Below are 24,487 nucleotides of genomic sequence, written 5' to 3'. Positions count from 1 at the left end.
TTTAAACCGGCGGCGCATTCTTTGTCTGTCAGTTTCAGAATTGAGGAGAAAGCCGTCATGCATGATATTTTAACTTCTCTTGAGGAAAAAGGAATTCTTATTACGTCCTATGAATTGAATAAGGCGGTGCTTGAAGTGAAGGGAAGGGTGAAAAGCAAAAGCGGGAAAGCGGCAGTAATGGAAAAAGTTCAAGCTCTCCCGTATATTCTGTCGGTCAAAGTTGAATAGCAGACAGGGGAAGCCTCCTGTCTGCGGTCATTTCTTTTAAAACATTAATACCAAGGATAGAACGGGATATACGGCCGCGGATAGTATGGATACGGTCTGGGGAAATAATAAGGCGGCCGTGGATAGTATGGATATGGTCTGGGGAAATAATAAGGCGGTCGCGGATAATGATATGGCACCCGTTCGTGGCTCTCGGCTGTGTATTCATGATAGAAAGGATCGTACAAGAGGAAAACCTCCTTTTCAAATGTTGGTTCCGTTTACCTTATTCCTGTATGCCAGGTATGGTGTACGTACAACGGGCAAAAAAAAGACGCCGGTTATCATCCGGCATCTTTTTTTACACTTTCACATCAATTGAATGTCCGGCAGTCGGGTGCTGGGACGGCAGCATTTTCACTGTTTCTTCCGCCGCAGCCTGTGCATGCTGCATGACCGTTTTTGTTAAAGCGATATTTACATTCTGCGCCAGAGATGCTTGGTGCATAGCGATTGATAACGCAGGGATATCCATAGCTTCCACCTCCTTATCCCTTCATATCGGCGGCATGCTCCGATTATGAAGGGGACTGGCGGTTTCTTTTTACGGCCCATTCTAAAAATGCGGCAGCGCATACCCCGAGGGTATAGGCGAAAATGTCACTCCAGACAAATTGCCAGCCGAGGATCAGCCCGCCGAGCGTGCTGCTTCTGATTGCGTCAATCCAAGGCGCGTGATACAGCTGGCTGCATTCAATCAGACAGCAAAACGAGAGGCTCAAAAATGCGGCTGTTTCCGTCCGGATGTTCCGAAACAGAAGCCCGAATCCTGTAAAAATCATTGCCGCCCACAAGGCATCTCCTAAATAAGCGTTTATGATGCCGGGCAATAGGGCGGTGATGTATGCGGTTCTGGACAGCAAACCGAGGGCGATGATAAAAACGGTACATATTCCGTATGTCAATGGATATCTATTCACTTCACACTGTTCCCCTTTTTTTGTACTCCCATGTATTGTAAGGAACGACGGAAAAGCTGTCTATGAAAAAACGGCCCGGGAGGCCGCTTTTTTTGCGTTATCTGGCTTTTAGGTTGACGTGGTCTGCTTTTTGGTCACTGCCGATGACGAAGCGGAGCTCATACTGCCCCGTATGGTAGACGTAATCTGTTTCGCCCGTTTTTGGCACTGTCAGGATTTTGTCAGCGCTGCCGATTTGTTTGCTTAAGACGTCAGGTGTGACGCTGCCGAGGTTTAAGCGCCGCTCGACCCCTGTTCCGAAATAGCGTATTTCCGAGATTTTTCCGTTTTTATGATAGGAAAATCCATAACCGGGGTTTCCCATGTTCCAGCTGTATAAATCAAATGGATTGCGGCTGTCTGCTTTTTGTTCCGGCTCGCCGATTTTATCGTAAACGTCCTGTCTTGTGCTTTGGTTGATTTTCAGGCCTCTCACATTTTGCGGCATTTCCCCTTTAAACGCCGATTGGTAAAGGCTGTTCACCAGTTCTTGTGCACGTTGGTTTTCCGTTTTTGAAGCGGCTGCGGCATGGACGGGCTGTGTAACCGAAAATGCTTCTGCGCCGAATGCGCATCCCGTGAGCATTACTGCCGATAATCCCGTGGCGAGTGTTTTTTTCTTCAACATATGTGAACGCCTCCTTTTTACCGCTCATACCCGTATGTTTCATGAGATAAACGAGATGTTTTAGTGAAAGGCCGGCTGGGAATCATAGAGGATGTATAGAGGGGTACAGAAAGGGGAAAAGAAAATGGCTGGTACAAAGAAAGTTACAATCAATGGGGTTGAAATGGAAGCGCCGGACGGCCAAACCGTTTTGCAGCTTTTGAACAATAGTTCAATTGACGTGCCGCACGTGTGTTATCATCCGAGTCTCGGGCCGATTGAAACGTGCGATACCTGTATCGTCAATGTTAACGGGGAACTGGTGCGTTCGTGTTCCGCGCAAATAAAGGACGGAGATGTCATCGATACGCTTTCGTCCGATGTGAAAAAAGCGCAGATTATCGGCATGGACAACATTTTGCACAACCATGAATTGTACTGCACGGTCTGTGATTACAACAATGGGAGCTGCGAAGTACATAATACCGTAAAGGAAATGAAAATCAATCATCAAAGCATTCCGTTCGATCAAAAACCGTATCCTAAAGATGAATCAAATCCGTTTTACCGATATGATCCCGACCAGTGCATTTTGTGCGGACGCTGCGTCGAAGCCTGTCAGGACGTACAGGTAACCGAAACCTTAAGCATTGATTGGGAGCGGAAACGCCCGCGGGTCATTTGGGATCAGGATGTGCCGATCAATGAATCATCATGTGTTTCCTGCGGACATTGTTCGACGGTATGTCCGTGCAATGCCATGATGGAAAAAGGCATGGAAGGCGAAGCGGGGTATTTAACAGGCATTAACCAAGAGACGCTTCGGCCGATGATTGACATCACAAAGGGCGTCGAAACCGGATACGGATCGATTTTGGCCATATCGGACATGGAATCGGCCATGCGGGATGAAAGAATCAAGAAAACGAAAACCGTATGCACTTACTGTGGTGTAGGCTGCAGTTTTGATATATGGACGAAAGGAAGAGACATTTTAAAGGTCGAGCCTCAGGCCGAGGCGCCCGCAAATGGCATTTCGACGTGTGTGAAAGGGAAATTCGGCTGGGATTTCGTCAATAGTGAAAAGCGCCTTACCAAACCGCTTATCCGGGAAGGAGACTCGTTTCGGGAGGCGGAATGGGATGAAGCGCTGCAGCTGATCGCTGATAAATTTACCGATATAAAAGAACATTTCGGCCCGGACGCACTTGCCTTTATCACATCTTCCAAATGCACGAATGAAGAATCATACGTGATGCAGAAGCTTGCAAGAGCCGTCATCGGCACAAATAATGTCGACAACTGCTCACGCTACTGCCAGTCTCCCGCCACGGCCGGATTGTTCAGAACGGTCGGATACGGCGGTGATTCAGGGTCGATTACAGATATAGAAAAAGCTGAGCTCGTGCTGATTATCGGTTCAAATACGTCTGAGTCTCACCCCGTCCTGTCCACACGCATTAAACGTTCTCATAAACTGCACGGACAGAAGCTCGTCGTCGCTGACTTGCGAAAACATGAAATGGCCGAGCGCTCCGATGTGTTTTTCCAGCCGCGTGCCGGATCAGATATTGTCTGGCTGAATGCCGTATCGAAATATCTGCTTGATCACGATTTGGCGGATACTGCATTTCTGAAGGAGAGAGTGAACGGATTAGATGAATTCGTGAAAAGCCTTGAACCTTATACAATGGAATATGCGGAAAAACATACCGGTGTGGATAAGGATACCCTAATCAAAGTGGCCCGGATGATTCATGAAGCCGGCAGCGTGTGCGCACTGTGGGCGATGGGGGTCACCCAGCATATCGGAGGTAGTGATACGAGCACGGCCATTTCCAACATGCTTCTTGTGACCGGAAATTACGGCAAGCCCGGCGCAGGCTCATATCCGCTTCGGGGCCATAATAACGTGCAGGGAGCCAGTGATTTCGGCAGTATGCCTGACAGCTTCCCCGGCTATGAAAAAGTAACGGATGAAAAAGCCCGCAAAAAGTATGAACAGGGCTGGGGAACAGACCTGCCGAAAGAAATCGGAATGACAAATCATGAAATGATCGAAGGCATCCACTCAGGAAAACTGAAGTCCATGTACTTAAAAGGAGAAGAAATGGGGCTTGTCGACTCCAATATTAACCATGTTCATGCCGCATTTGAAAAGCTTGATTTCTTCGTTGTGCAGGATATCTTTCTTTCGCGTACGGCCGAGTTCGCCGATGTCGTGCTTCCGGCAAGCCCGAGCCTTGAAAAAGAAGGGACGTTTACGAATACGGAACGGAGGGTGCAGCGCCTTTACGAAGTGTTTGAACCGCTGGGCGATTCAAAGCCTGATTGGCAGATCATTACGGACATCGCCAACCGTCTGGGCGCTGATTGGCACTATGAACATCCGGCAGACATTATGGAAGAAGCGGCAATGCTTTCGCCGCTCTACGCAGGCGTCACTTACGAACGTCTCGAAGGCTACAATTCACTGCAATGGCCGGTTGCAGCGGACGGAACCGATTCACCGCTTTTATTTACGGATAAGTTCCCGTTTTCAGACGGCAAAGCGATTCTATATCCCGTTCAGTGGACCGAGCCGAAAGAATTTGGTGAAGAATATGATATCCATGTGAATAACGGGAGGCTGCTCGAGCATTTTCACGAAGGGAATCTGACTTACCGATCAAAAGGAATATCCGAAAAAACACCGAGTGTGTTCCTTGAGGTCTCGCCCGAACTCGCCGAAGAAAGAGGGCTGGAAGACGGAACGCTTGTCCGTCTGACATCACCGTACGGAAATGTGAAAGTCAAATGCGTCATCACAGACAGGGTAAAAGGCAAACAAGTCTATCTCCCGATGAACGATTCAAAAGACGCCGCCATTAACCTTTTGACAAGCAGCTATGCCGATAAGGATACCGATACACCGGCTTATAAAGAAACATCAGCGAAGATGGAGATTTTGAAAAAAGAAGGCGTTAATCCGCTTCCGAAAATCAATTTCCGTTACGGAAACCCGCAGCCGCAGATCGGTGTCCGGGTTGATCGGAAATGGGCGCGTAAAGATTATGTATTTCCGGGAGACGCCGTAAAAAGGGGGAAACAGCAAAATGGGTAAAGCAATCAGCGGCATCCGAAAACAGACCGTCACAGAAGAAGACAAACGAAAAAAGGACTTAGAAGAGATCGAGACGGCTCTTTTACGAAATAAAGACGCGATTTTGGAATCTCTGCACATTCTTCAGCACATGAACGAGCGCGGCGTTTTGGCGCTTCTGCGCGGGCTCTTCGGCCAGGGAGACAAAGTGATGGATATCCTCGTGAAGAAGGCGAATACTCCGGAAACGGCCAATATGCTGAAAAATCTCCTGCTGTTAAGCGGCGTTCTCGGCATGCTCGATGTAAAACAGCTTGAGCCGTTTATCGTTAAAATCAATGCGGGGGTCACAAAGGCCGTCGAGGAAAAAGACAGCGGCAGGAAGACCGGGTATTTTGATATCGTCCGCGCTTTAAAAGACCCGGAAATCAACAAGGCCGTCACTCTGCTGTTTTCTTTCCTGAAAGGCATGGGCGCTGATACGGACGATATGGAAAGAAATACGCAGCCTCCTGAAGACCAAAAGCAGCACCAGAAACCGCAGACGAATGAGTGAACATATCTCCCGAGCCTGGCCGAAGGCTCGGGTTTTTTGTGCGCTTCTCCTGTTTTCTTGGGAGAAATTTCACCTCCGGATTCATGACTTTTGTTGTGTTATGTTAATAGTTAAGGTTATGAATAGAAAAAAATTGAAAATATGTGCTAGGATAAAATTCAAGGTACGTCAACTATTCAAATATGAAACAATCAGGAGTGATGAAACATGAGTAAGCTGAGGAGCACGAGACAAGCCATCCAAAGAACCCTGATGAAAGGAAAAAACGGCCTGGACGTATACAACCCTTTTCCTTGGTACGAAAAAATGAGACGGGAAAGCCCTATACACTTTGATGAAGAAACGAAGGTTTGGAGTGTGTTTTTATACGATGATGTCAAAAAAGTCATCAGTGATAAAGAGACGTTCTCAAGCCTCATGACTGATGTGAAAAGCTCGATTGCAAAGTCCATGCTGAATATGGACCCGCCGAAGCATACCCAAATCAGATCCGCCGTCAATCGCGCTTTCACTCCCCGCGTCTTGAAGGAATGGGAGCCGAGAATTAAAGACATTACCGATCATCTCCTGAAACAGGCAAAGAACAAAGGGCGGATTGATATCGTTAAAGATCTCTCTTACCCTTTGCCGGTCATGGTGATTTCAGAATTATTAGGCGTTCCGTCCGAACGTATGGATCAGTTTAAAAAATGGTCGGACATTCTCGTCAGCATGCCGAAAGATGCGAGTCCTGAAGCGGCGGAGAAAAATCAGCAGGAACGTGACCAATGTGAGGCGGAGCTGGCGGCGTTTTTTGCGGAAATAATAGAAAGCAAACGAAAACAGCCCGGCCAAGACATTATTTCTATTTTGATAAAAGAGGAAGAAGAGGGAGAGAAGCTCACGGCAGAAGATCTGATCCCGTTTTGCAACCTGCTTTTAGTGGCGGGAAATGAAACAACGACTAATCTCATTTCAAATGCGGTTTACAGCATATTAGAGACGCCCGGCCTTTATGAAGTGCTGAGACAGGACCCTTCTCTCATCGCGCAAACGGTGGAAGAGACGCTGCGTTTTCGCGCTCCCGCTCCGTTTGTCAGAAGGACGGTCCGGCACGACACTGAACTGCGCGGACGCCGCTTGAAAAGCGGGGAGATCGTTCTCTGCTACGTTGCATCTGCCAACCGTGATGAAAACAAATTTGAGAAGGCGGGCGTATTTGATATTCATCGCCAATCGAATCCGCACCTTTCCTTCGGATTCGGCGTACACTTCTGCTTAGGCGCTCCGCTTGCCAGACTTGAAGCGGAAGTGGCGCTGAAAGGAATTGTAAAAGCCTTTTCACACCTTGAGCCGGTCCGGATTGAGCCGATCCGAAACAGTGTCATGTACGGGCTGGAGTCTTTAGAAGCGGAGATAAACGAAAATGAGGGAGAAGAAAAATGATGAGAAAAACACACATCGCCATTATTAATGTGGCCGCTCACGGTCATGTCAATCCCACGCTGCCTGTAGCCGAGGAACTTGTCAATCGCGGGTATAAAGTGACATTCGCTACGACTGAGGAATTCGAAGCTTCCGTTGCCAAAACGGGCGCCATTCCCGTTTTATACCGCACAAGCATAAAGGCGGACCCGGAGACGATAAAAGAACGGGTAAATAAAAATGATGCGTTTGTGATGTTTCTGGAAGAAGCGGTTGAAGTGCTTCCGCAGCTGGAAGAGCTGTACAAAGACGACCTTCCTGACATCGTCCTGTTTGATTTTTTAGCTCTTGCCGGAAAATTGTTTGCGGATAATGGCGGCATCCCGGCCGTAAAGTTCTGCCCGAGCTATGCAATGAATGAGTATTTTCAATTAGGAAGAGACGAAGAAACACTGGAAGCGGCCAAACAGGCGATAGAAGAATACCAGGAGCAGATTGAAAATGAACAATTGAAACGGATGACAATGGAAGAATTTTTCATGCCTGAAAAACTGAATATTGTCTTTATGCCAAGGGCCTTTCAGCCGAAACAGGAAACCTTTGATGAACGATTCTGTTTTGCGGGTCCGTCTCTTGGAGAACGCACAAATACGGGAAGTCTGGAAATTGATGCAGCCGATGACCGTCCGCTTATGCTCATCTCACTGGGAACGGCGTTTAACGCCTGGCCTGAATTTTACCAGATGTGTATTGACGCGTTTCGGGACTCGGACTGGCGGGTTATTATGTCAGTCGGCACAACAATTGATCCGGAAAGTTTTTCGGATGTCCCCGATCACTTTATCATCCGCCAGCACGTTCCTCAGCTTGATGTGCTGGAGAAAGCAAAGCTGTTCGTATCTCACGGCGGGATGAACAGTACAATGGAGGCGATGAATGCGGGTGTCCCGCTCGTTGTCGTTCCGCAAATGCACGAACAAGAGGTCACCGCAAAGCGTGTGGATGAATTGGGGCTTGGCGTGCATCTGCCGCCGAAAGAAGTCACTGTGGCCCGTTTGCAAAAAGACGTTCAAAACGTATACGGCGATAAAAACATCCTCAGCCGCGTGAAAAGCATGCAGCAGAAAATAGAAGAAACCGGCGGCCCCAAACAGGCTGTTTGCGCCATTGAAGAATTTTTGAAAAAGGCGGCCGTCGAAAATTGATTGAGAAACAGGCAGCGCACCGGAAGACGGCTGCCTGTTTTGTTATATGTTTTTCTTCATGCCGCATCTCCGGCATTCCCTCAAAAATTTTCCGCCCTTCACTGAGCTTTTAAACAGCGTGTAGTCGCAATTGTCACATCGGCCGCTGTGAACATCAGGATATTCATTGAACTCATAAATGACCGAAGTATCGTATCCTTTTGTCTCGAACTCTTTTTTTGTTTCCATGATTGAAAATCCCTCCGCGAATCAAATCGTTCTGCCCGGTTAATGATACAGCAACTGCACGGGGGATTCAACGGGAGCATAGCTTGATTTTCCCGGCTGATTGCGTAACAATAATAGAAATAAATGACGGCCTGCCATAGGGCGCCCGGCATCTGAAGGGAAGAAGAAAACAGCGATGGGAAAAGGATTGAACGGGAAACGGATTGCCATCGGCGGTTCGCGGAAAACAGAAGAGATCACAAGATTAATAGAAAAGCAGGGCGGAACGGCGGTCGTCCGTTCCCTCCAAGGAACCGTATACCTGGCGGAGGATCAAATTGAACCCGACGTAAGAACATTTGCCGGGCAAAAAGCCGACTGGGTAATATTCACCACAGGCATCGGTACGGAAACGTTATTGTCGGTATCGGAAAAAATCGGTCTGAAAGAAGAATTTTTAGCGGCCGTTCATGAAGCGAAAATCGGCTGCAGAGGCTATAAAACATATGCGGCCTTAAAAAAGCTCGGCATCACGCCGCATGCCTCAGATGAAGACGGTACAACAAGAGGGCTGATCCGCTCCTTGGAACGATTTGACTTTAAAGATAAAAAAGTCATGATACAGCTTCATGGCGAAAAAGCGCCGGTCTTAACGCAGTTCCTTGAGAAAAACGGAGCGGAGGTATTCCCTGTTCTGCCGTATCAGCATATTCCGCCTGAAAGGGAGACGGTTGATAAACTGCTGGGAGAGCTGTTAAACGGAGAGGTCGATGCCGTATGTTTTACAACAGCCATTCAAGTGCGCTCTCTCTTTGATTATGCAAAAGAAAAAGGATCCACAAAAGAATTGCAGCAGGCATTCGAAAAACAAGTGCTTGCCGCCGCAGTCGGCAAAGTGACGGCTGAAGCGATCCGGGATGAAGGGGTAAAGAGGGTCCTTGCTCCGGACATTGAGCGGATGGGAGCGATGATTATTGAATTATCCCGTTACTATGAATCTCTGACCTTGTCATAAACCATCATTCAGCAGGGAAAAAAGCCTACGCTTCCCTGCTGAATTTTTTTAATTGCCAGTGTTCCGTGAAAAGGGAAGGATATGTCAAGGCGCTGAGTATGATACATGTAAGAAGAGCGGAGGCCATCGTTGTAAAAACGATCAGCAGCTGAAAGCGCACCGCCTGTATCGGATCAGCCCCCGCTAAAATCTGCCCCGTCATCATGCCGGGAAGCTGAACGAGACCCAATGTTTTCTGGCTTTCAAGCGTCGGGATCATACTGAGCTTCATACTGGACGTCAATATCTGCCGGACGGCCTGCTTAGGCGTTCCTCCGAGAGAGAGAATCAGCTGGATTTCTTCTTTCCGCAGGTCTGCTTCCGAACTGAGCCTGCTTAAAAACAGGCTTGAGAGCACCATGGAGTTTCCGATGACCATGCCGCTTATCGGAATGACATATCTTGAAGTGAACGGAATGATGTGAAGGGTCAGTAAAAGTCCCTGCGTCACGGTTTCCGCGATCGCCAGTGTCAGAAAAACGCGCCAAAATGAGCCGATCCGCATTTTTTTCCGTTTGGAGACATTGTGCGAAGCGGCCGTGAGCATGAGAAGCACCATTAATATGATAAATATCGGGTGATCACCGCGAAAAATCAATGACAGCACATAGCCGATGATGAGAAGCTGAATGACGGCCCTGACGGTTGCGACGATCATATCCTTTTCGACGCCGGCTTTAAAAGATTTAGACAGGAATAAAGCGATAATGACAAATATACTTGTCAATAACAGAGAAAGATCATTCATATCAGCACCCGCTCCCTTGTAAAAGCGCCCGGGCCTTTTCGTGTTTCGGTTCCTTAAAGAACGTTTTCGTTTCCGCGGTCTCTAAAAGCCGACCCTCAGCCATAAACCATACCGTATCGGATAACCGTTCCGCTTGTTCAAGGTTATGGGTGATCCACAGGACCGTCAGCTGTTTTTGCCGATGGAGTTTCGTAATCAGTTTCTCAATGATGAGAACGGATGACGGGTCCAGCGCCGAGGTGATTTCATCCAGCAGCAGGATGGACGGCAGTCCGGCGAGGGTTCGCGCTAATGAGAGCTTCTGCCGCTGGCCTCCGGATAATTCTTTTGCATTCCGATCCAGAAGCACGCGCGGAAGGTCTGTAAAATCTGCGAGCTCTTCAGGCGTATAGTGCTGTGCCCCGTGGAGTTTTTCTGCGAGCAGAAGGTTGTCCCGCACCGTTCCCTCGAGGACGGGAGCTGATTGAAATGCAAGGCCCGCGGTTTTTCTGAGCTCTCTGATGTCCCAGTGTCTTATTTCTTTTCCGAATACAAGCACTTCCCCTTCATCAGGTGTATTCATCAGATTGCACAGTGACAGCAATGTGCTTTTTCCCGCGCCGGAAGGGCCTATCAACGCCGTGATAGAACCTTTTTGAATATGTCCGGTTACACGGCTTAGGACATCAAAGGACGTATTGTTTTGTTCAAAGCGTTTGCCGGCTGACAGAAAAGATATTGCCGGAATTTCTTCTTTCATACAGGAGGACACCTTTCGTAAAAAAATCAGGAACCGGTGAGATTGGCTGACGTTTGCTCAGCCGTTTTCTGGTCTGTCTGCCGGGAAGCGAATGTATGCATGACCATTCCCGCAATAATAATGAACAGTCCGGCAAATGAAAGAAGTGACGGAAACGCCGCGGATAAAAAGACGATTTCGCCGATCAGTGCAAAAAGAACCTCTCCGGACTGCGTCGCTTCAACAGCAGCGAGCTTCTGCGGCTCATTCCTCACCATATCGGTGGCGCGGAAAAATAATACTGTTGCGATAACGCCAGAGCTGAGTGCGACGATAAAGGATTGGAATGACTGTCCCATTGACGGAAGCCCGTCTCTATGCCAGCCGAAAGCGGCGATCAAAAGCCAAAACGGAAGGCTTGCGAGCGTCATGCCGAGCACCCGCTGAAACGTATCGAGTTTTCCGCCGTATTGTTCCAGCATTTTGCGGTTGCCGAGCGGATAGGCAAAAGCGGCGATGACGACCGGCACCACGCTGAATAGTATCGTGCGGCCGGACAGAGAACCCGCATGCTGAAGCTGAATCAGACCGGCTCCGATCAGGATGATGACGGAAGTAACCAGCGAAATCAGCGGGATCTTTTGTCTGGCGGAAACCGGGCCCGCCGGTGAATGTTTTGTTTCGTAGAAAAACGGCGACAGAAGCACACCCGCGACAATTGTAATCTGCCACGTGCCGGCGATCAGCCAGCCCGGCCCATATGCCGCCGCAAACGTAATCGGGGCATAAAAAAGCACGAACCCGGTAAAACTCCACTTCAGCCAAAAAAACGGTTTTTTCCGGATTTCATGCCAGAGCGGCGCCCATTTTCCTTTCGCATAAACGATCAAAAATAAAAACGGAACCATAAAAAGAAAACGCAGGGAAGAGCTCCACATCCAGCTTCCGCCGGAAAGCTCCATCGCCCTGTTTAAAATAAATGTGACTGCAAAAAACAGAGATGCCAATATTCCGATCACGATGGCTTTCATTAAATCCCTCATTTTGACACATATTTTTTTATACTATACTATTCACCGGCAGGCTTCGCAATGGAATATGAGAAAATAGCGTTTTAACAAATGATGAATGGGAAACAGACATATACGGAGGTGAAAACAATGCAGAAAGAGGATATTCAAGTGCTTTATTTTGAAGATGACGGCCGCATTCCGAATAACCCGAATCTTCCGCTTGTTATTTATAAAGCGGTATTTAATGAAGAAACGGTGCAGAAAGCAGAGTCCGTCCTCAGCCGGCACGATTGGTCGAACAGCTGGACGGGCGGAGTATTTCCGTATCACCATTTTCACAGCACCACGCACGAAGTTCTTGTCGCGGTAAAAGGAAACGCGGTTTTGAGGTTCGGCGGGGAACAAGGAGCGGATGCCGTTCTTCAAACGGGGGACGCAGCGGTCATTCCGGCCGGCACCGGACATAAAAAACTGTCGGGCAGTTTTGATTTTACCGTGATCGGGGCTTATCCGGGCGGCCGGCAGTACGATACAAAAACGGAGAAAAATGATAGAACTTCAGAAGAAATCAGCCGTGTCCCCCTCCCGGAATGCGACCCCTTTACGGGAAAAACGGGCCCGCTATTAAAATTGTGGGAAAAATGACAGGGGAAAAGCGGATGGTCTGTAAAAAAATAGCCTAAAAGAAACGTTATTACACCCCCGCCATATAAATAATTTCATAAACGAAACAATTCACGTTCAAATTTTGTTCAAAAAGTGTTATTATATAAGAGTAAATCAAATTGGGGTTTTTTATGTTTGCTATTTTCAGAGAGGAAAAAGAAATTTTGACTTATTCAATTGTTTTTGTTGATATAAAAATAATACTGGATATGGCAAAGTGAAAAACTGGGTAGTAAACATTTATTTTTGTAAATGATTGTGCATGAATTCACAATCTTGCTTTTTCATGCTTTTCTGCATGAAGGGGGAAAGGCTACCCTTTCCAAAAAAATCAGCATACTGCTTATAGTAAAGGAGAATCGGATATGCCAGAAACAATCGATCAAACAAATGCATCTGTCAGCCAAGGCCAACGCGATCTTATTGATCAGCTGCTAAAACCTGAAGTTCAAGAATCACTGACTGTTTTAGTGGATCAGCTTCCAAAACTGACTGAGTTAGTAAATATTTTAACGAAGTCTTATGATTTTGCACAGTCTGTAGCGACAGACGAAGTATTGAAGAGCGATACAGTGGGTGCGCTTACAGAAATTCTTGAGCCGGTGAAAGAAACAGCGAAAGAAGTGGCGGCTACTGCGATCGAAGCAAAAGACCGCGCGGATGCAAGCAATGAAACGATCGGACTTTTCGGCCTGCTGCGCATGCTGAAAGATCCTCAAGCTCAAAAGCTGTTCCGTTTTGCTAACAGCTATCTTGAAATCATGAACGAAAAACAAAAATAATCTCAGATTCAAATTGATATAAAGGACGGAGGATATACGATGTCAAAACATATTGTCATTTTAGGCGCTGGTTACGGCGGAGTTCTTTCTGCTTTAACCGTTCGCAAACATTACAGTAAAGATGAAGCACGCGTAACCGTTGTGAACAAATACCCGACTCACCAAATCATTACGGAACTGCACCGCCTTGCAGCGGGCAACGTGTCTGAACAGGCTGTTGCTATGCCGCTTGAAAAACTTCTGAAAGGAAAAGACGTCGACATTAAAATCGCAGAAGTCAATTCTTTCTCAGTTGATAAGAAAGAAGTTGCCCTTTCTGACGGTTCTAAGCTGACTTATGACGCGCTTGTTGTCGGACTTGGTTCTGTTACGGCTTATTTCGGCATTCCTGGACTCGAAGAAAACAGCATGGTGCTGAAATCTGCTGCTGATGCCAACAAAGTATACAAACACGTGGAAGACCGTGTGCGTGAATACGCTAAAACGAAAAACGAAGCTGATGCAACAATCCTTATCGGCGGCGGCGGCTTAACAGGCGTTGAGCTTGTCGGTGAGCTTGCTGACATCATGCCGAACCTTACGAAAAAATACGGCGTAGATCCGAAAGCAATCAAACTGAAATTAGTAGAAGCAGGTCCGAAAATTCTTCCTGTTCTTCCTGATGACCTTATCGAACGCGCGACAAAAAGTCTTGAAAAACGCGGCGTTGAGTTCTTAACAGGTCTTCCTGTTACAAATGTTGAAGGAAACGTTATTGATCTGAAAGACGGTTCAAAAGTCGTTGCCAACACATTTGTATGGACAGGCGGCGTACAAGGCAACCCGTTAGTCGGCGAATCCGGCCTTGAAGTGAACCGCGGCCGTGCGACGGTTAACGATTTCTTACAATCTACTTCTCATGAAGATGTATTCGTTGTCGGAGACAGCGCTGTATACTTTGCGCCGGACGGCCGTCCGTACCCGCCGACAGCGCAAATCGCTTGGCAGATGGGTGAACTTGTCGGTTACAACCTGTTCGCTTACTTAGAAGGAAAAACGCTTGAAACATTCAAGCCTGTAAACTCTGGTACGCTTGCAAGCCTCGGACGTAAAGACGCGGTTGCCATCATCGGAGCGAACTCTACTCCGCTGAAAGGTCTTCCGGCATCTTTAATGAAAGAAGCAAGTAACGTACGTTATTTAACACATATCAAAGGATTATTCAGCCTCGCTTACTAATCCTTAAAATCACACAGAAGACATTGCCGGACTTTCTCGGCAGTGTCTTTTTTTGCATGAAAATGTTAACGGATACAATTTTCTGAAAAATAAAATAAAAATGATTGATATGTGAGAAAGAGGAAGCTAAAATAAAAAAGAACCATTTTGTTAACGTTAACATTTTTAAGAGGGAGGATGAAAGTGTGAAAGCTTTTATGGGTGATGATTTTTTACTGGATAGTACAACGGCCGTAAAGCTGTACAGGGAATACGCCGAAAACATGCCGATCATTGATTATCACTGTCACTTAAGCCCAAAGGAAATCTATGAAAATAAAACCTTCGCAACGATTACGGAGGCATGGCTTTACGGTGACCACTACAAGTGGCGGATCATGAGGGCCAACGGCATTGAAGAGCGCTGCATTACCGGAAACGCATCAGATGAAGAGAAGTTTTTCGCCTGGGCAAAAACGGTGCCGATGGCGATAGGCAATCCGCTGTACAGCTGGACGCATTTAGAGCTGCAGCGCTGGTTCGGCATTTATGACGTATTGAATGAAAAAACGGCCGCGGCAATTTGGAAAAAAACGAATGAGCTCCTGCAGGGAGACGGGTTTGGCGCAAGGGATCTCATTCTGAAATCAAATGTCAAAGTCATTTGCACAACCGACGATCCTGCCGATGCGCTGACATACCACCAACTGTTGAAAGAAAGTGATTTTCCGGTTCAAGTGCTGCCCGGATTTCGGCCTGACAAAGGACTGGACATCAGCAGCCCGGGTTTTGCCGATTGGGTCCGTTCGCTGGAGAGCGCTTCCGGAATGGCTGTCACCACCTACCAATCGTATTTAGATGCGTTAGAATCCCGCGTCCGCTTTTTTCACAATGCCGGGGGAAGAGTGTCGGATCATGCGTTAGATCAAATGGTTTATGCCGAGACGACCGAAGAGGAAGCGGCCCGGATTTTTGCAGCCGGATTAAGCGGAGAGCATGTGTCTTTTGAAGATGAAAAGAAATTCAGAACACGGACGCTGCAATATCTTTGCGGTCTTTACGCCGAACTGGACTGGGCGATGCAGTTCCATATAAACGCGTTAAGAAATACCAATACAAATAAGTTCAGCAGCCTCGGTCCTGATACGGGATATGACTCAATTAATGATGAACGTATCGCAAAACCGCTTGCCCGGCTGTTAGATTCCGCCGAAAAAAAGCGGCAATTGCCTAAAACGATTTTGTATTCTTTGAATCCGAATGACAACTATATTATCGCCAGCATGATCAACAGCTTTCAGGATGGGAAAACACCGGGGAAAATTCAATTCGGCACAGCCTGGTGGTTCAATGACACGAAAGATGGAATGCTCCAGCAAATGAAAGCGTTATCGAACATAGGCCTGTTCAGCCGTTTTATCGGGATGCTGACGGATTCAAGAAGTTTCCTGTCCTATCCCCGCCATGAATACTTCAGGCGGCTTGTCTGCACGCTGATCGGCGGCTGGGCGGAACAAGGCGAAGCGCCTTACGATATGGAGCTTTTAGGAAAGATTGTCGAGGGGATTTGTTACCGGAATGCTGAGGAATATTTCCGCTTTTAAAAATGGAATGAAAGAGGTGGCCTATGAGTAATGTGCCTGTCGTGACAGCACCTGCCGCAAAAGTGAAGGAGCATAAGCTGAGTCTGAAAGAAAAAGTATCCTATGGTTTTGGAGATTTTGGGAACGGATTTATGTTTGATCTCGGGCAGATCTATTTGCTGAAGTTTTTCACAGATGTCGCAGGCATTCCGGCAGCGTTCGCCGGCAGTATTTTTTTGGTCAGCAAGCTGTTTGCGGCTTTGACTGATCCGATTGTCGGCTCGGCCATTGACTATAGAAAAAAGATCGGACCCCGGGGGAAATTCAGGCCGTACTTATTATTCGGAAGTATTATTCTTGCGGTCATGACCGTATTGATTTTTGTGTCACCGGACGTGAGCGTCACCTGGAAGCTTGTGTACGCCTATGCTTCTTACATGCTGTGGGGGGTCGCTTATTCTTTCGTCAATATTCCGTACGGCTCCCTCGGCGCGGCCATTACACAGGATGCGGAGGACAGAACGGCGCTTTCCGCATTCCGCCAGATAGGCTCCCTCGGCGCGCTGCTCATTACAAGTGTCATCGTCATCCCGATTCTTGTTCATTTTGATAACGTTCACATCGGCTACCCGGCAGTCATGGGAATGATGGCCGTAATCGGAATCGCGGGATTTATGATCTGCTACCGAAACTGCAAAGAAAGAATTATCGTCCGTGAAGCGCCGAAAGAAAAGCTGTCCGTCATGTCGGTTTTCAAATGCTTTATCGGCAACAAACCGCTTCTGACCGTCGTTTTCATGACGATTTTCTCAATATCGGCATATAACATTAAATCCGCTATGCTTGTTTACTTCGCCCAGTACAATCTCAACAATGCGGAGCTGATGTCCTACATGAGTTTTATCATCATCGGTTCTTCATTTTTAGGTGTTTTGTTTATGCCGAAACTCGTCAAACGTTTCGGAAAAAAGCAAACGGTGATGATCGGTTTCGCCGTCAGCGCCGCGGCTGATGCGCTGAATTTCTGTCTCCCGTCAAACGTATTTATCTTTACGGCGTTAGCGAGCATTGCTTTTATCGGGATCAGCATACCAAACGGCATTACGTGGGCGCTCGTGTCGGACATTATTGATTACGGAGAATGGAAGACGGGTGAACGGAAGGAGGCGACGACATATTCGCTTTTCAACTTCTCCAGAAAACTCGCCCAATCTTTATCAGGTTTTCTTTCAGGCATCGGGCTGAGCGTTATCGGCTATATCCCGAATGCATCTCAGACAAAAGGCACGCTGATCGGGATTAAAGGGCTTCTGCTGCTGTACCCGGCTTTCGCTTTAGCGTGCGCCATGCTGATTATCGGTTTAATGTATAAACTGACGGACCGGCAGCATGCCGAGCTCGTTCAGGACTTACATCATGCAAAACCTTAACTTTTGTGATTTTATGGACTGTCCGTTAATGGTACAATAGAAATAAATGCCAGCATACAGAAAGAAAGGAAAAACGATGGTAACCATAAAAGATATCGCAAAACTCGCCAACGTATCCCACACAACCGTATCCCGGGCACTTAACGGCAGCCCCTACATTAAAGAGCATACAAAACAGAAAATATTAGAGCTCGCTTCACAGCTGAATTACACACCGAATGTAAATGCAAAAAGCCTTGCCATGCAAAAGTCCCATACGATCGGGCTGTTTTTTACAAGCATCACAAACGGAACCTCACACAGCTTTTTTTCCGATACCATCAAAGGTGTAAACCGCACAATCAGTGAGGAATACAATTTGTTCGTCCGCGCGATTGACGACCTGAAAAGCTTTGAAACCATTACGCCCATGAGATATGACGGAATCATTTTAATGAGCCAAAGCGACAGTGATAATTCATTTATTTATCATATCCGCGAGAAAAACATCCCGCTTGTCGTGCTGAACCGGGACATTGATGACCGGAGCATCACGAATATCCTGTCAAACGATAAAGAAGGCTCCAGACAGGCGGTCGACTGCCTGATCGCAAACGGACACAGAGATATCGCGATCATTGAGGGAAAGGAAGGATTCAGGTCAACTTCTCAGCGGAAAGAAGGCTATTTGACATCTTTAATTGATCATTCTATCCCGATTAAGCATGAATACAGTGTAAAAGGCCGCTATGATATGGAAAGCGGCAGTCAGGCGATGGAAAAACTCTTGGCGCTTCAATCACCGCCTACGGCTGTTTTTTGTTCAAACGATGATATGGCGATCGGGGCGATGAACGCCATTTTCGCCAAAGGCCTGAACGTTCCGGAAGATATATCCGTTATCGGGTTTGATGACATCGGCATTTCCCAATACATGACGCCGAGGCTTTCGACAGTAAAACGCCCGGTTGAAAACATCAGCATACTCGGCGCAGAGAAGATTTTGGCGCTAATCGCCGACCCGGATACGGCGGCGGAAAAAATATATGAAAACACCGAGGTGATCATAAGAGATTCCATTAAAAAACTCACATAACGGCCCGTCTGAATATCCGGGTTTTCACACGGAGAAATGTTAACGTGTGCATAAATACAGAAGGAGGCGGACAGCTTGCAGCAGCTGAATAAAAAGATGTGCGGCGAATACATTCAATATCCTGAAAAAGTCCTTCAGTTCGGTGAAGGCAACTTTTTGCGGGCTTTCGCTGACTGGCAGATCGATCAATTGAATCAATTGACGGATTTTAACGGAAGCGTTGTCGCCGTACAGCCGAGAGGCTCTGAGAAAATCAAACGTTTAAACGAGCAGGACGGTTTATTTACGCTTTTTTTGCAGGGGATAAAGGACGGAAAACCGGCTGAAGAACACATGATCGTCAAATCCATCAGCCGCGGCATTGATCTTTTTTCTGACTATGATTCCTTTAAACGGCTGGCAGCACAAGATGAGCTTCGTTTTATCATTTCCAATACGACAGAAGCGGGAATCACGTTTGAGAAAGGCGACCGGCTTGAGGATAGACCTCAAAAAACATTCCCCGGGAAATTAGCGGCGTTCCTTTATTTCCGCTATAAGGCATTTGCGGGTGACGCCGAGAAAGGGTGCATTGTGCTTCCATGTGAACTGGTCGAAGAAAACGGACGGAAACTGAAGGCAGCCGTGCTTCAATATGCCGGGCTGTGGGAGCTGGAACCTGGTTTTACTCAATGGATTCATGACGCGAACATCTTCTGCAATACCCTCGTGGATCGGATTGTTCCCGGATTTCCTGTTGATACCGCGGAAGAACTTACCGATTTTCTCGGATACGAAGACCGTCTGCTTGTGGTTGGTGAGCATTATTATTTGTGGGTGATAGAAGGGCCGGAACAGCTTCAGAATGAGCTTCCTTTTGCTGAGGCCGGGCTGAACGCACTGATCACGTCTGACCTTACGCCTTATAGGACAAAAAAGGTGAGAATCTTAAACGGCGCTCACACGGCATTGGCGCCAGTGGCTTTACTATACGGACTGCAAACCGTCAGGGAAGCGGCTGAGCACGAGGTGACGGGCAGATTCATCGAAGAGCTGATCAATGAAGAAATCCTCCCTGTGCTGCAAATGGAGGGTGTCACCCAATACGCGGCAGATGTGTTACAGCGGTTTAAAAACCCTTATATCCACCATTATCTGCAAAGCATTACCCTTAACGCCGCCGCGAAATTCAAAACAAGAAACCTGCCGACGCTGAAGGCTTATATCGAACAGGAGGGCCGGCTACCTGAGAAGCTGGTATTTTCGTTCAGCGCCATGATCTATTCATACTGGAACGGACCGAACAAACCGGCAGACGGCGAGGAGGTTCTTAACCGTTTTCAAATGGCGCGGTCCCGTTGCAAAGATGATATGTTTCAAGCGGCATCTGCCATATTAGGAGAAGAGCGATTGTGGGGGAAGAATCTGAATCATCTTCCGGGGCTTACCGAACGAACGGCTTTTTTTCTGTCTGTCATTCATAAGCGGGGTATGAAGCATGCGTTACATGAATGCTGCGGAAAAAAGGGGGAAGTGAAATGAAAGAGGTCATAAAAATCCATAAAAACGATAACGTGCTTCTCGCCATGCGCCATTTTAACAAAGGGGAGCGGCTGCATACAGACGGACTGACGATTGAAGTGAAGGACCCTGTAAAGCGGGGGCATAAAATCGCGCTGCAAACCATTGAAGAAAACGGCAGCATCATTAAATACGGTTTTTCAATCGGGCGTGCGACAAGGCGGATTTCGGCCGGCGAGCATATTCATACCCATAATCTGCAAACGAATTTATCCGATGTGCAAGAATACACGTATTCACCGCGCTTCGAGGACAATCCTTTTACAAATGAGAACCGGACATTTAAAGGCTACAGAAGAGAAAACGGTACATCCGGCGTCCGGAATGAACTGTGGATCGTGCCTACAGTCGGCTGCGTAAACGGCGTCGCTGAGAAAATCCTGCAGCGTTTCGTAAAAGAGGCGAAAGACATTGCGCCCTTTGACAATGTGCTGGTTTTAAAGCACCAATACGGCTGCTCCCAGCTTGGCGATGATCATGAGAATACGAAACAAATGCTGATGAACGCCATCCGTCATCCAAATGCGGGCGGTGTGCTGGTTTTAGGGCTCGGCTGTGAAAATAATGAGCTGGCGGCGATTAAGGAAACGCTTTCTGAAGTGAACGGAGATCGGGTGAAATTTCTCGAATCACAAGCTGTCACAGATGAAATTGAAGCGGGTACTGCGCTTCTTAAAGAGATACACCTTGCGGCAAAGGGAGATAAACGTGAGGAGATTCCGCTGTCAGAATTGAGCATCGGATTGAAATGCGGCGGGTCGGACGGTTTTTCCGGCATCACGGCAAACCCTTTATTAGGGAGATTTTCAGATTACTTGATTGCACAGGGAGGGAGCACGGTCTTAACGGAGGTGCCTGAGATGTTCGGCGCTGAGACGATTCTCATGCAGCGTGCGGCGAGTGAAGAAGTGTTTCATAAAACAGTCCGATTGATCAATGATTTCAAGCAATATTTTATGAAGCACGAGCAGCCGATTTATGAAAACCCGTCACCAGGGAATAAGGAAGGCGGCATTTCAACGCTCGAAGACAAGTCGCTCGGCTGCACCCAAAAAGCCGGTCTTGCACCGGTTTCTGATGTGCTGACATACGGTGAAACACTGAAGACAAAGGGATTGACACTGCTCAGTGCGCCCGGCAATGATTTAATCGCTTCTTCAGCGCTCGCCGCGGCGGGCTGTCACATCGTTTTGTTTACAACCGGAAGAGGCACGCCGTTCGGCACATTTGTCCCGACTGTGAAAGTATCAACAAATACCGATTTATCTCAATCAAAGCCTCATTGGATTGATTACAACGCGGGCAGATTGGCGGAAGACCAAACAACAGAAGATCACATTGTAAGAGATTTTATTCAATACATTATTAAAGTTGCAAGCGGAGAATTCGTCAATAACGAAAAAAACGATTTTCGGGAGCTTGCAATCTTTAAGTCCGGTGTGACGTTATAAGGGGAAAGGCGATCTGACAACAGACCGCCTTTTCGAGTTGACTTATCGTTTTGCCCCTTGATGAATTGTGAATATCTATAAGTTATAATAATGGAATGGTGCCTTACATAAAGGAGATTTTTATAATATATATAATTATTATGGAAGATTGATTTTCAGTCACATATTTCAGAGGGGGTCCTAATGAATAACATTTTATACATTGAAGATGACCAAGAAATTGGCCAATTTGTAAAAGGTGATTTAGAAGATCGGGGCTATATGATTATATGGCTCACTTCTTCCTATAATTACGAAACATATATAGAAAAGGCTGATCTGATCGTGCTTGATATAATGATGCCCGGTTTAGACGGATTTACAATCGGTCAAAGGATGAAAAAAACACATCCGCAGATCCCGCTCTTGCTTTTAACAGCCAGAACGGGTCTGGAAGATAAGCTGAAAGGCTTAGGATTTGCGGATGATTACGTGACAAAGCCCTTTCATCCCGATGAACTGGCTGCTCGAATCGAAGTATTATTAAGAAGATTTGACAAGACTGCCATTCATGAATTGAAGCTAAAACACTTAAGTGTTCACTTGAAAGAAAAAAGAATTTTAAATCATCAAAGTCATGAGGAAATATTTTTAACTGATAAGCAGTTAAGGATTTTTTTGCTTTTGCTTAGACATCCCAATCAAATATTAACAAAGGAACAAATTTATGAAAATATTTGGGAACAGCCTTATATCGAAGGGGATAAGACGTTGATGGTACATATCCGGCATTTACGGCAAAAAATCGAGATCAATCCAAATGAGCCGGAAATTCTTGAAACAATCAGAGGGATTGGATACAGGATCAAACAATGAAATTATCAACCAAATACCTTATTAATATCGTTGCCTCAATTTTGTTTTTTCCGATAGCCTTTTTAGGCGTGAATTTTCTATACTATGTCACATTAACATACTTGATTGATCACCAAGGGCAAGTACACTATGAACCAAACAAGTTGGAAAGTGATTGGAAGTCTGATGTGGAAGATTTTTCAGGGAAATCCAATCGGGAAATTACGTCTGCTTTCCCGCACATGAAGCAATATAAACACTCTGATATTGTATGGATAAATGATAAGGGAAAGGTGATGTTTTCTAACTCAGAACGGTTGGCCAAAAAGGGTGAGGTTATTCACCTTAGCGAATTGATTAAAATGATAGAACAAAACGAAAAGAAATATTTATTGCTGAGTGCTTATGTAAATGGGAGTGAAGACAGCGGATATGCATTTTTAGAAACTCCGCGCTCAATTATAGGATCTCAATGGGAGGTTATGAGGGCTAAGTATTCCTATATATGGTTTATCGCCTTGATTTTTGTCTGTTCACTTTTTGTGATTAATTCATGGATGTTTTTTGCGAAAATACAAAAAAGGTTAATTTCTTTGGGGTATCATATGAAAAAACAAGATAATGACGGCATACCGGAATTTGTAACAGTTAAACAGAAGGATGAACTGGGCCAAGTGGAATATTCATTCAACCAGATGGTTGAGGAACTAAGGAACAGCAGACAAAAAGAGCGCGAAGAAGGCGAAATCCGAAAAAACTTGATTGCTGATTTATCTCATGATTTAAGGACCCCTCTTACGGTTATAAGAGGGCATACATTTACATTAAAGAATGAAATAAGCAGTGAAAATGGAAAGCATTCTTTAGGGATCATAAACGATAAAATAACGTTTATGGGCGAACTGATTGACAATTTGTCATCATTTTCTCTTCTTGCCGCAGGTAAATTGCCGCTTCATAAAAAGAGTTGTGACATATTAAAGATAATACGTTCTTCGTTAACAGCTTGGTATCCGATTTTTGAGAAAGAGCACTTTACAATAGATATTGATCTGAAGGAAAACATCGTATGGGAAATAGACGAGACTTGGTTGAAGAGAATTCTTGATAACATTTTTCAAAATGTTTTGCGCCATGCTCATTCAGGAAAATACGTTTCCGTACAGACAAAGCTAATTGAAAACAAACCCGTAATCATAATTGAGGATAGGGGCCCGGGAATGAATAATAAATCTGAAAGAAAAGGCGCCGGGATTGGCTTATCGATCATTAATATGATGCTTAAACAAATGGGGCTTGAACATAAAATAAAGAGCAATCAAAACGGAACGATTTTTATAATTTATCCAAACAGCAGTGAATACGTGAAGCCGTAGAGGCTTCACGTATTTTTTATGTTGAGAAATTTAAACGCAAATTAACCTTGATTATATCTTCTTTTTAACCTCGTAAGTTTATATTATAAACAGAACAAGACGGAAAGGAATGATGAAAAGTGGGAAAGGCTGATCCAGCTTTAATATCCAAAGGTATCAATGTTTCTATAAAAAAGAAAGAAATTTTACATGATATAAATTTAACATTGGAAAAAGGAAAAATATATGGTTTATTAGGTCCCAACGGTGCAGGAAAAACGACATTGCTTAAAGTTCTTTTAGGCATATTTCCTCCAACTTCAGTCCCGGCAAGCGATTAATAGCGACATTTTTTCTGCTGCTATGAACTTAGTAACGTTTCAATTCTAGTAATGAAAATGTTAGGTCGCAATAATTTTATCTTTTTCCCAGACTAATAGGCATATTTGAAAAAATAAAATGTAAATAGAGGATGATTTGACATGGAACAGGTTATTTTTGTGATTTCAATGCTCGCTTTAGGAGTTACACTGGTGACATTTTTCGGAATGATTTTGAATGACGGATTAAGAGGAGTATTAAACTTCTCAAGAAAACCCGTAAAATTTATGGCTGGATCATTTCTGGTATACATTGTTATGTTTGCTGTTTATATTTTAATAAGTGTAGGGTAATATTGAACTTTTATAGAGGTGCTCGTTGGGGGATTTCCCAAATAAAAAAGCGATTCCGTA

The 24,487-nt window shown here is 45.9% G+C and carries 24 protein-coding genes and 1 pseudogene; 17 read left to right on the top strand and 8 right to left on the bottom strand.

Going from position 1 to position 24,487, the window contains the following annotated elements:
• Positions 1-272: 272 nt before the first annotated feature.
• From NQS30_RS08475 to NQS30_RS08460, 4 genes are all read right to left on the bottom strand, one after another.
• Entirely contained in the window at positions 273-455 is a 183-nt protein-coding gene (locus tag NQS30_RS08475) for a hypothetical protein (protein ID WP_072177299.1), read from the bottom strand.
• A gap of 113 nt (positions 456-568) precedes the next feature.
• Positions 569-742 (bottom strand): YjfB family protein, encoded by a 174-nt coding sequence (locus NQS30_RS08470; protein WP_012117340.1) that lies wholly within the window; start codon positions 740-742, stop codon positions 569-571.
• Positions 743-785: 43 nt separating this feature from the next.
• Complete coding sequence (locus tag NQS30_RS08465; protein ID WP_012117341.1) at positions 786-1,187, bottom strand: ribosomal maturation YjgA family protein; 402 nt, start codon at positions 1,185-1,187, stop codon at positions 786-788.
• Positions 1,188-1,284: 97 nt separating this feature from the next.
• On the bottom strand, positions 1,285-1,854 hold the full coding sequence (locus tag NQS30_RS08460) for a YjgB family protein (protein WP_012117342.1): 570 nt from the start codon (positions 1,852-1,854) through the stop codon (positions 1,285-1,287).
• Positions 1,855-1,978: 124 nt separating this feature from the next.
• Here NQS30_RS08460 and fdhF point away from each other — a divergent pair, with 124 nt between their 5' ends.
• From fdhF to NQS30_RS08440, 4 genes are all read left to right on the top strand, one after another.
• Positions 1,979-4,936: a formate dehydrogenase subunit alpha gene (fdhF, locus tag NQS30_RS08455; RefSeq protein WP_098081325.1), complete on the top strand. Its 2,958-nt coding sequence runs from the start codon at positions 1,979-1,981 to the stop codon at positions 4,934-4,936.
• Complete coding sequence (locus NQS30_RS08450) at positions 4,929-5,471, top strand: helical membrane plugin domain-containing protein (RefSeq protein ID WP_069007192.1); 543 nt, start codon at positions 4,929-4,931, stop codon at positions 5,469-5,471. Before fdhF ends, NQS30_RS08450 begins: the two co-directional genes overlap by 8 nt.
• Positions 5,472-5,678: 207 nt before the next feature.
• Entirely contained in the window at positions 5,679-6,896 is a 1,218-nt protein-coding gene (locus tag NQS30_RS08445; protein ID WP_069007193.1) for a cytochrome P450, read from the top strand.
• Positions 6,896-8,080 (top strand): macrolide family glycosyltransferase, encoded by a 1,185-nt coding sequence (locus tag NQS30_RS08440; protein ID WP_025284588.1) that lies wholly within the window; start codon positions 6,896-6,898, stop codon positions 8,078-8,080. Before NQS30_RS08445 ends, NQS30_RS08440 begins: the two co-directional genes overlap by 1 nt.
• 42 nt (positions 8,081-8,122) lie before the next feature.
• Here the strand turns inward: NQS30_RS08440 and NQS30_RS08435 are convergent, their stop codons facing one another.
• On the bottom strand, positions 8,123-8,308 hold the full coding sequence (locus tag NQS30_RS08435; RefSeq protein WP_003154919.1) for a DUF8096 family protein: 186 nt from the start codon (positions 8,306-8,308) through the stop codon (positions 8,123-8,125).
• Between the two features lie 175 nt (positions 8,309-8,483).
• On the opposite strand from NQS30_RS08435, the gene NQS30_RS08430 reads away from it, so the two are divergent.
• Positions 8,484-9,302, top strand: a complete 819-nt coding sequence (locus NQS30_RS08430; protein WP_025284589.1) for a uroporphyrinogen-III synthase — start codon at positions 8,484-8,486, stop codon at positions 9,300-9,302.
• Between the two features lie 25 nt (positions 9,303-9,327).
• Here NQS30_RS08430 and NQS30_RS08425 read toward each other — a convergent pair whose 3' ends face one another.
• Genes NQS30_RS08425 through NQS30_RS08415 form a run of 3 tightly spaced genes read right to left on the bottom strand, consistent with a single transcriptional unit; the run spans position 9,328 to position 11,838 of the window.
• Positions 9,328-10,089, bottom strand: a complete 762-nt coding sequence (locus tag NQS30_RS08425; protein ID WP_015239663.1) for an ABC transporter permease — start codon at positions 10,087-10,089, stop codon at positions 9,328-9,330.
• Position 10,090: 1 nt separating this feature from the next.
• A complete protein-coding gene (locus NQS30_RS08420) occupies positions 10,091-10,828 on the bottom strand; it encodes an ABC transporter ATP-binding protein (protein WP_025284590.1) in 738 nt (245 codons plus the stop codon).
• Positions 10,829-10,854: 26 nt separating this feature from the next.
• On the bottom strand, positions 10,855-11,838 hold the full coding sequence (locus NQS30_RS08415) for a DMT family transporter (RefSeq protein ID WP_032871245.1): 984 nt from the start codon (positions 11,836-11,838) through the stop codon (positions 10,855-10,857).
• A 129-nt stretch (positions 11,839-11,967) separates the two neighbouring features.
• Here NQS30_RS08415 and NQS30_RS08410 point away from each other — a divergent pair, with 129 nt between their 5' ends.
• The 12 genes and pseudogenes from NQS30_RS08410 to NQS30_RS08355 all read left to right on the top strand — a co-directional run bounded on the left by NQS30_RS08410 (position 11,968) and on the right by NQS30_RS08355 (position 24,427).
• Positions 11,968-12,465, top strand: coding sequence for a cupin domain-containing protein (locus NQS30_RS08410; protein WP_025284592.1), 498 nt, complete (start codon positions 11,968-11,970; stop codon positions 12,463-12,465).
• Between the two features lie 386 nt (positions 12,466-12,851).
• The gene (locus NQS30_RS08405; RefSeq protein ID WP_003154908.1) at positions 12,852-13,268 is read left to right on the top strand and encodes a DUF1641 domain-containing protein; all 417 of its coding nucleotides are present in this window, start codon (positions 12,852-12,854) and stop codon (positions 13,266-13,268) included.
• A 39-nt stretch (positions 13,269-13,307) separates the two neighbouring features.
• Complete coding sequence (locus NQS30_RS08400; RefSeq protein ID WP_012117352.1) at positions 13,308-14,486, top strand: NAD(P)/FAD-dependent oxidoreductase; 1,179 nt, start codon at positions 13,308-13,310, stop codon at positions 14,484-14,486.
• A 185-nt stretch (positions 14,487-14,671) separates the two neighbouring features.
• Entirely contained in the window at positions 14,672-16,069 is a 1,398-nt protein-coding gene (gene uxaC / locus NQS30_RS08395) for a glucuronate isomerase (protein WP_150123250.1), read from the top strand.
• A gap of 23 nt (positions 16,070-16,092) precedes the next feature.
• The gene (locus NQS30_RS08390; RefSeq protein ID WP_015239667.1) at positions 16,093-17,478 is read left to right on the top strand and encodes an MFS transporter; all 1,386 of its coding nucleotides are present in this window, start codon (positions 16,093-16,095) and stop codon (positions 17,476-17,478) included.
• A 76-nt stretch (positions 17,479-17,554) separates the two neighbouring features.
• The gene (locus NQS30_RS08385; RefSeq protein WP_025284595.1) at positions 17,555-18,553 is read left to right on the top strand and encodes a LacI family DNA-binding transcriptional regulator; all 999 of its coding nucleotides are present in this window, start codon (positions 17,555-17,557) and stop codon (positions 18,551-18,553) included.
• 75 nt (positions 18,554-18,628) lie between these two features.
• On the top strand, positions 18,629-20,074 hold the full coding sequence (locus NQS30_RS08380; RefSeq protein ID WP_072588993.1) for a tagaturonate reductase: 1,446 nt from the start codon (positions 18,629-18,631) through the stop codon (positions 20,072-20,074).
• Complete coding sequence (locus tag NQS30_RS08375; RefSeq protein WP_032871252.1) at positions 20,071-21,564, top strand: UxaA family hydrolase; 1,494 nt, start codon at positions 20,071-20,073, stop codon at positions 21,562-21,564. Before NQS30_RS08380 ends, NQS30_RS08375 begins: the two co-directional genes overlap by 4 nt.
• A gap of 183 nt (positions 21,565-21,747) precedes the next feature.
• Entirely contained in the window at positions 21,748-22,419 is a 672-nt protein-coding gene (locus NQS30_RS08370; RefSeq protein WP_015417275.1) for a response regulator transcription factor, read from the top strand.
• On the top strand, positions 22,416-23,774 hold the full coding sequence (locus tag NQS30_RS08365; RefSeq protein ID WP_025284598.1) for a HAMP domain-containing sensor histidine kinase: 1,359 nt from the start codon (positions 22,416-22,418) through the stop codon (positions 23,772-23,774). The genes NQS30_RS08370 and NQS30_RS08365 overlap by 4 nt, the downstream gene beginning before the upstream one ends.
• Positions 23,775-23,893: 119 nt before the next feature.
• Positions 23,894-24,076 (top strand): annotated as a pseudogene (locus NQS30_RS08360) (ATP-binding cassette domain-containing protein); the annotation flags it as partial.
• 159 nt (positions 24,077-24,235) lie between these two features.
• Entirely contained in the window at positions 24,236-24,427 is a 192-nt protein-coding gene (locus NQS30_RS08355; RefSeq protein ID WP_025284599.1) for a hypothetical protein, read from the top strand.
• Positions 24,428-24,487 lie beyond the last annotated feature (60 nt).

The sequence above is a fragment of the Bacillus sp. B1(2022) genome, from assembly GCF_040259625.1.
Classification (GTDB): domain Bacteria; phylum Bacillota; class Bacilli; order Bacillales; family Bacillaceae; genus Bacillus; species Bacillus velezensis.
The sequence above is the reverse complement of the archived record's forward strand: the minus strand, read 5'-3'. Positions and strand labels throughout refer to the sequence as shown.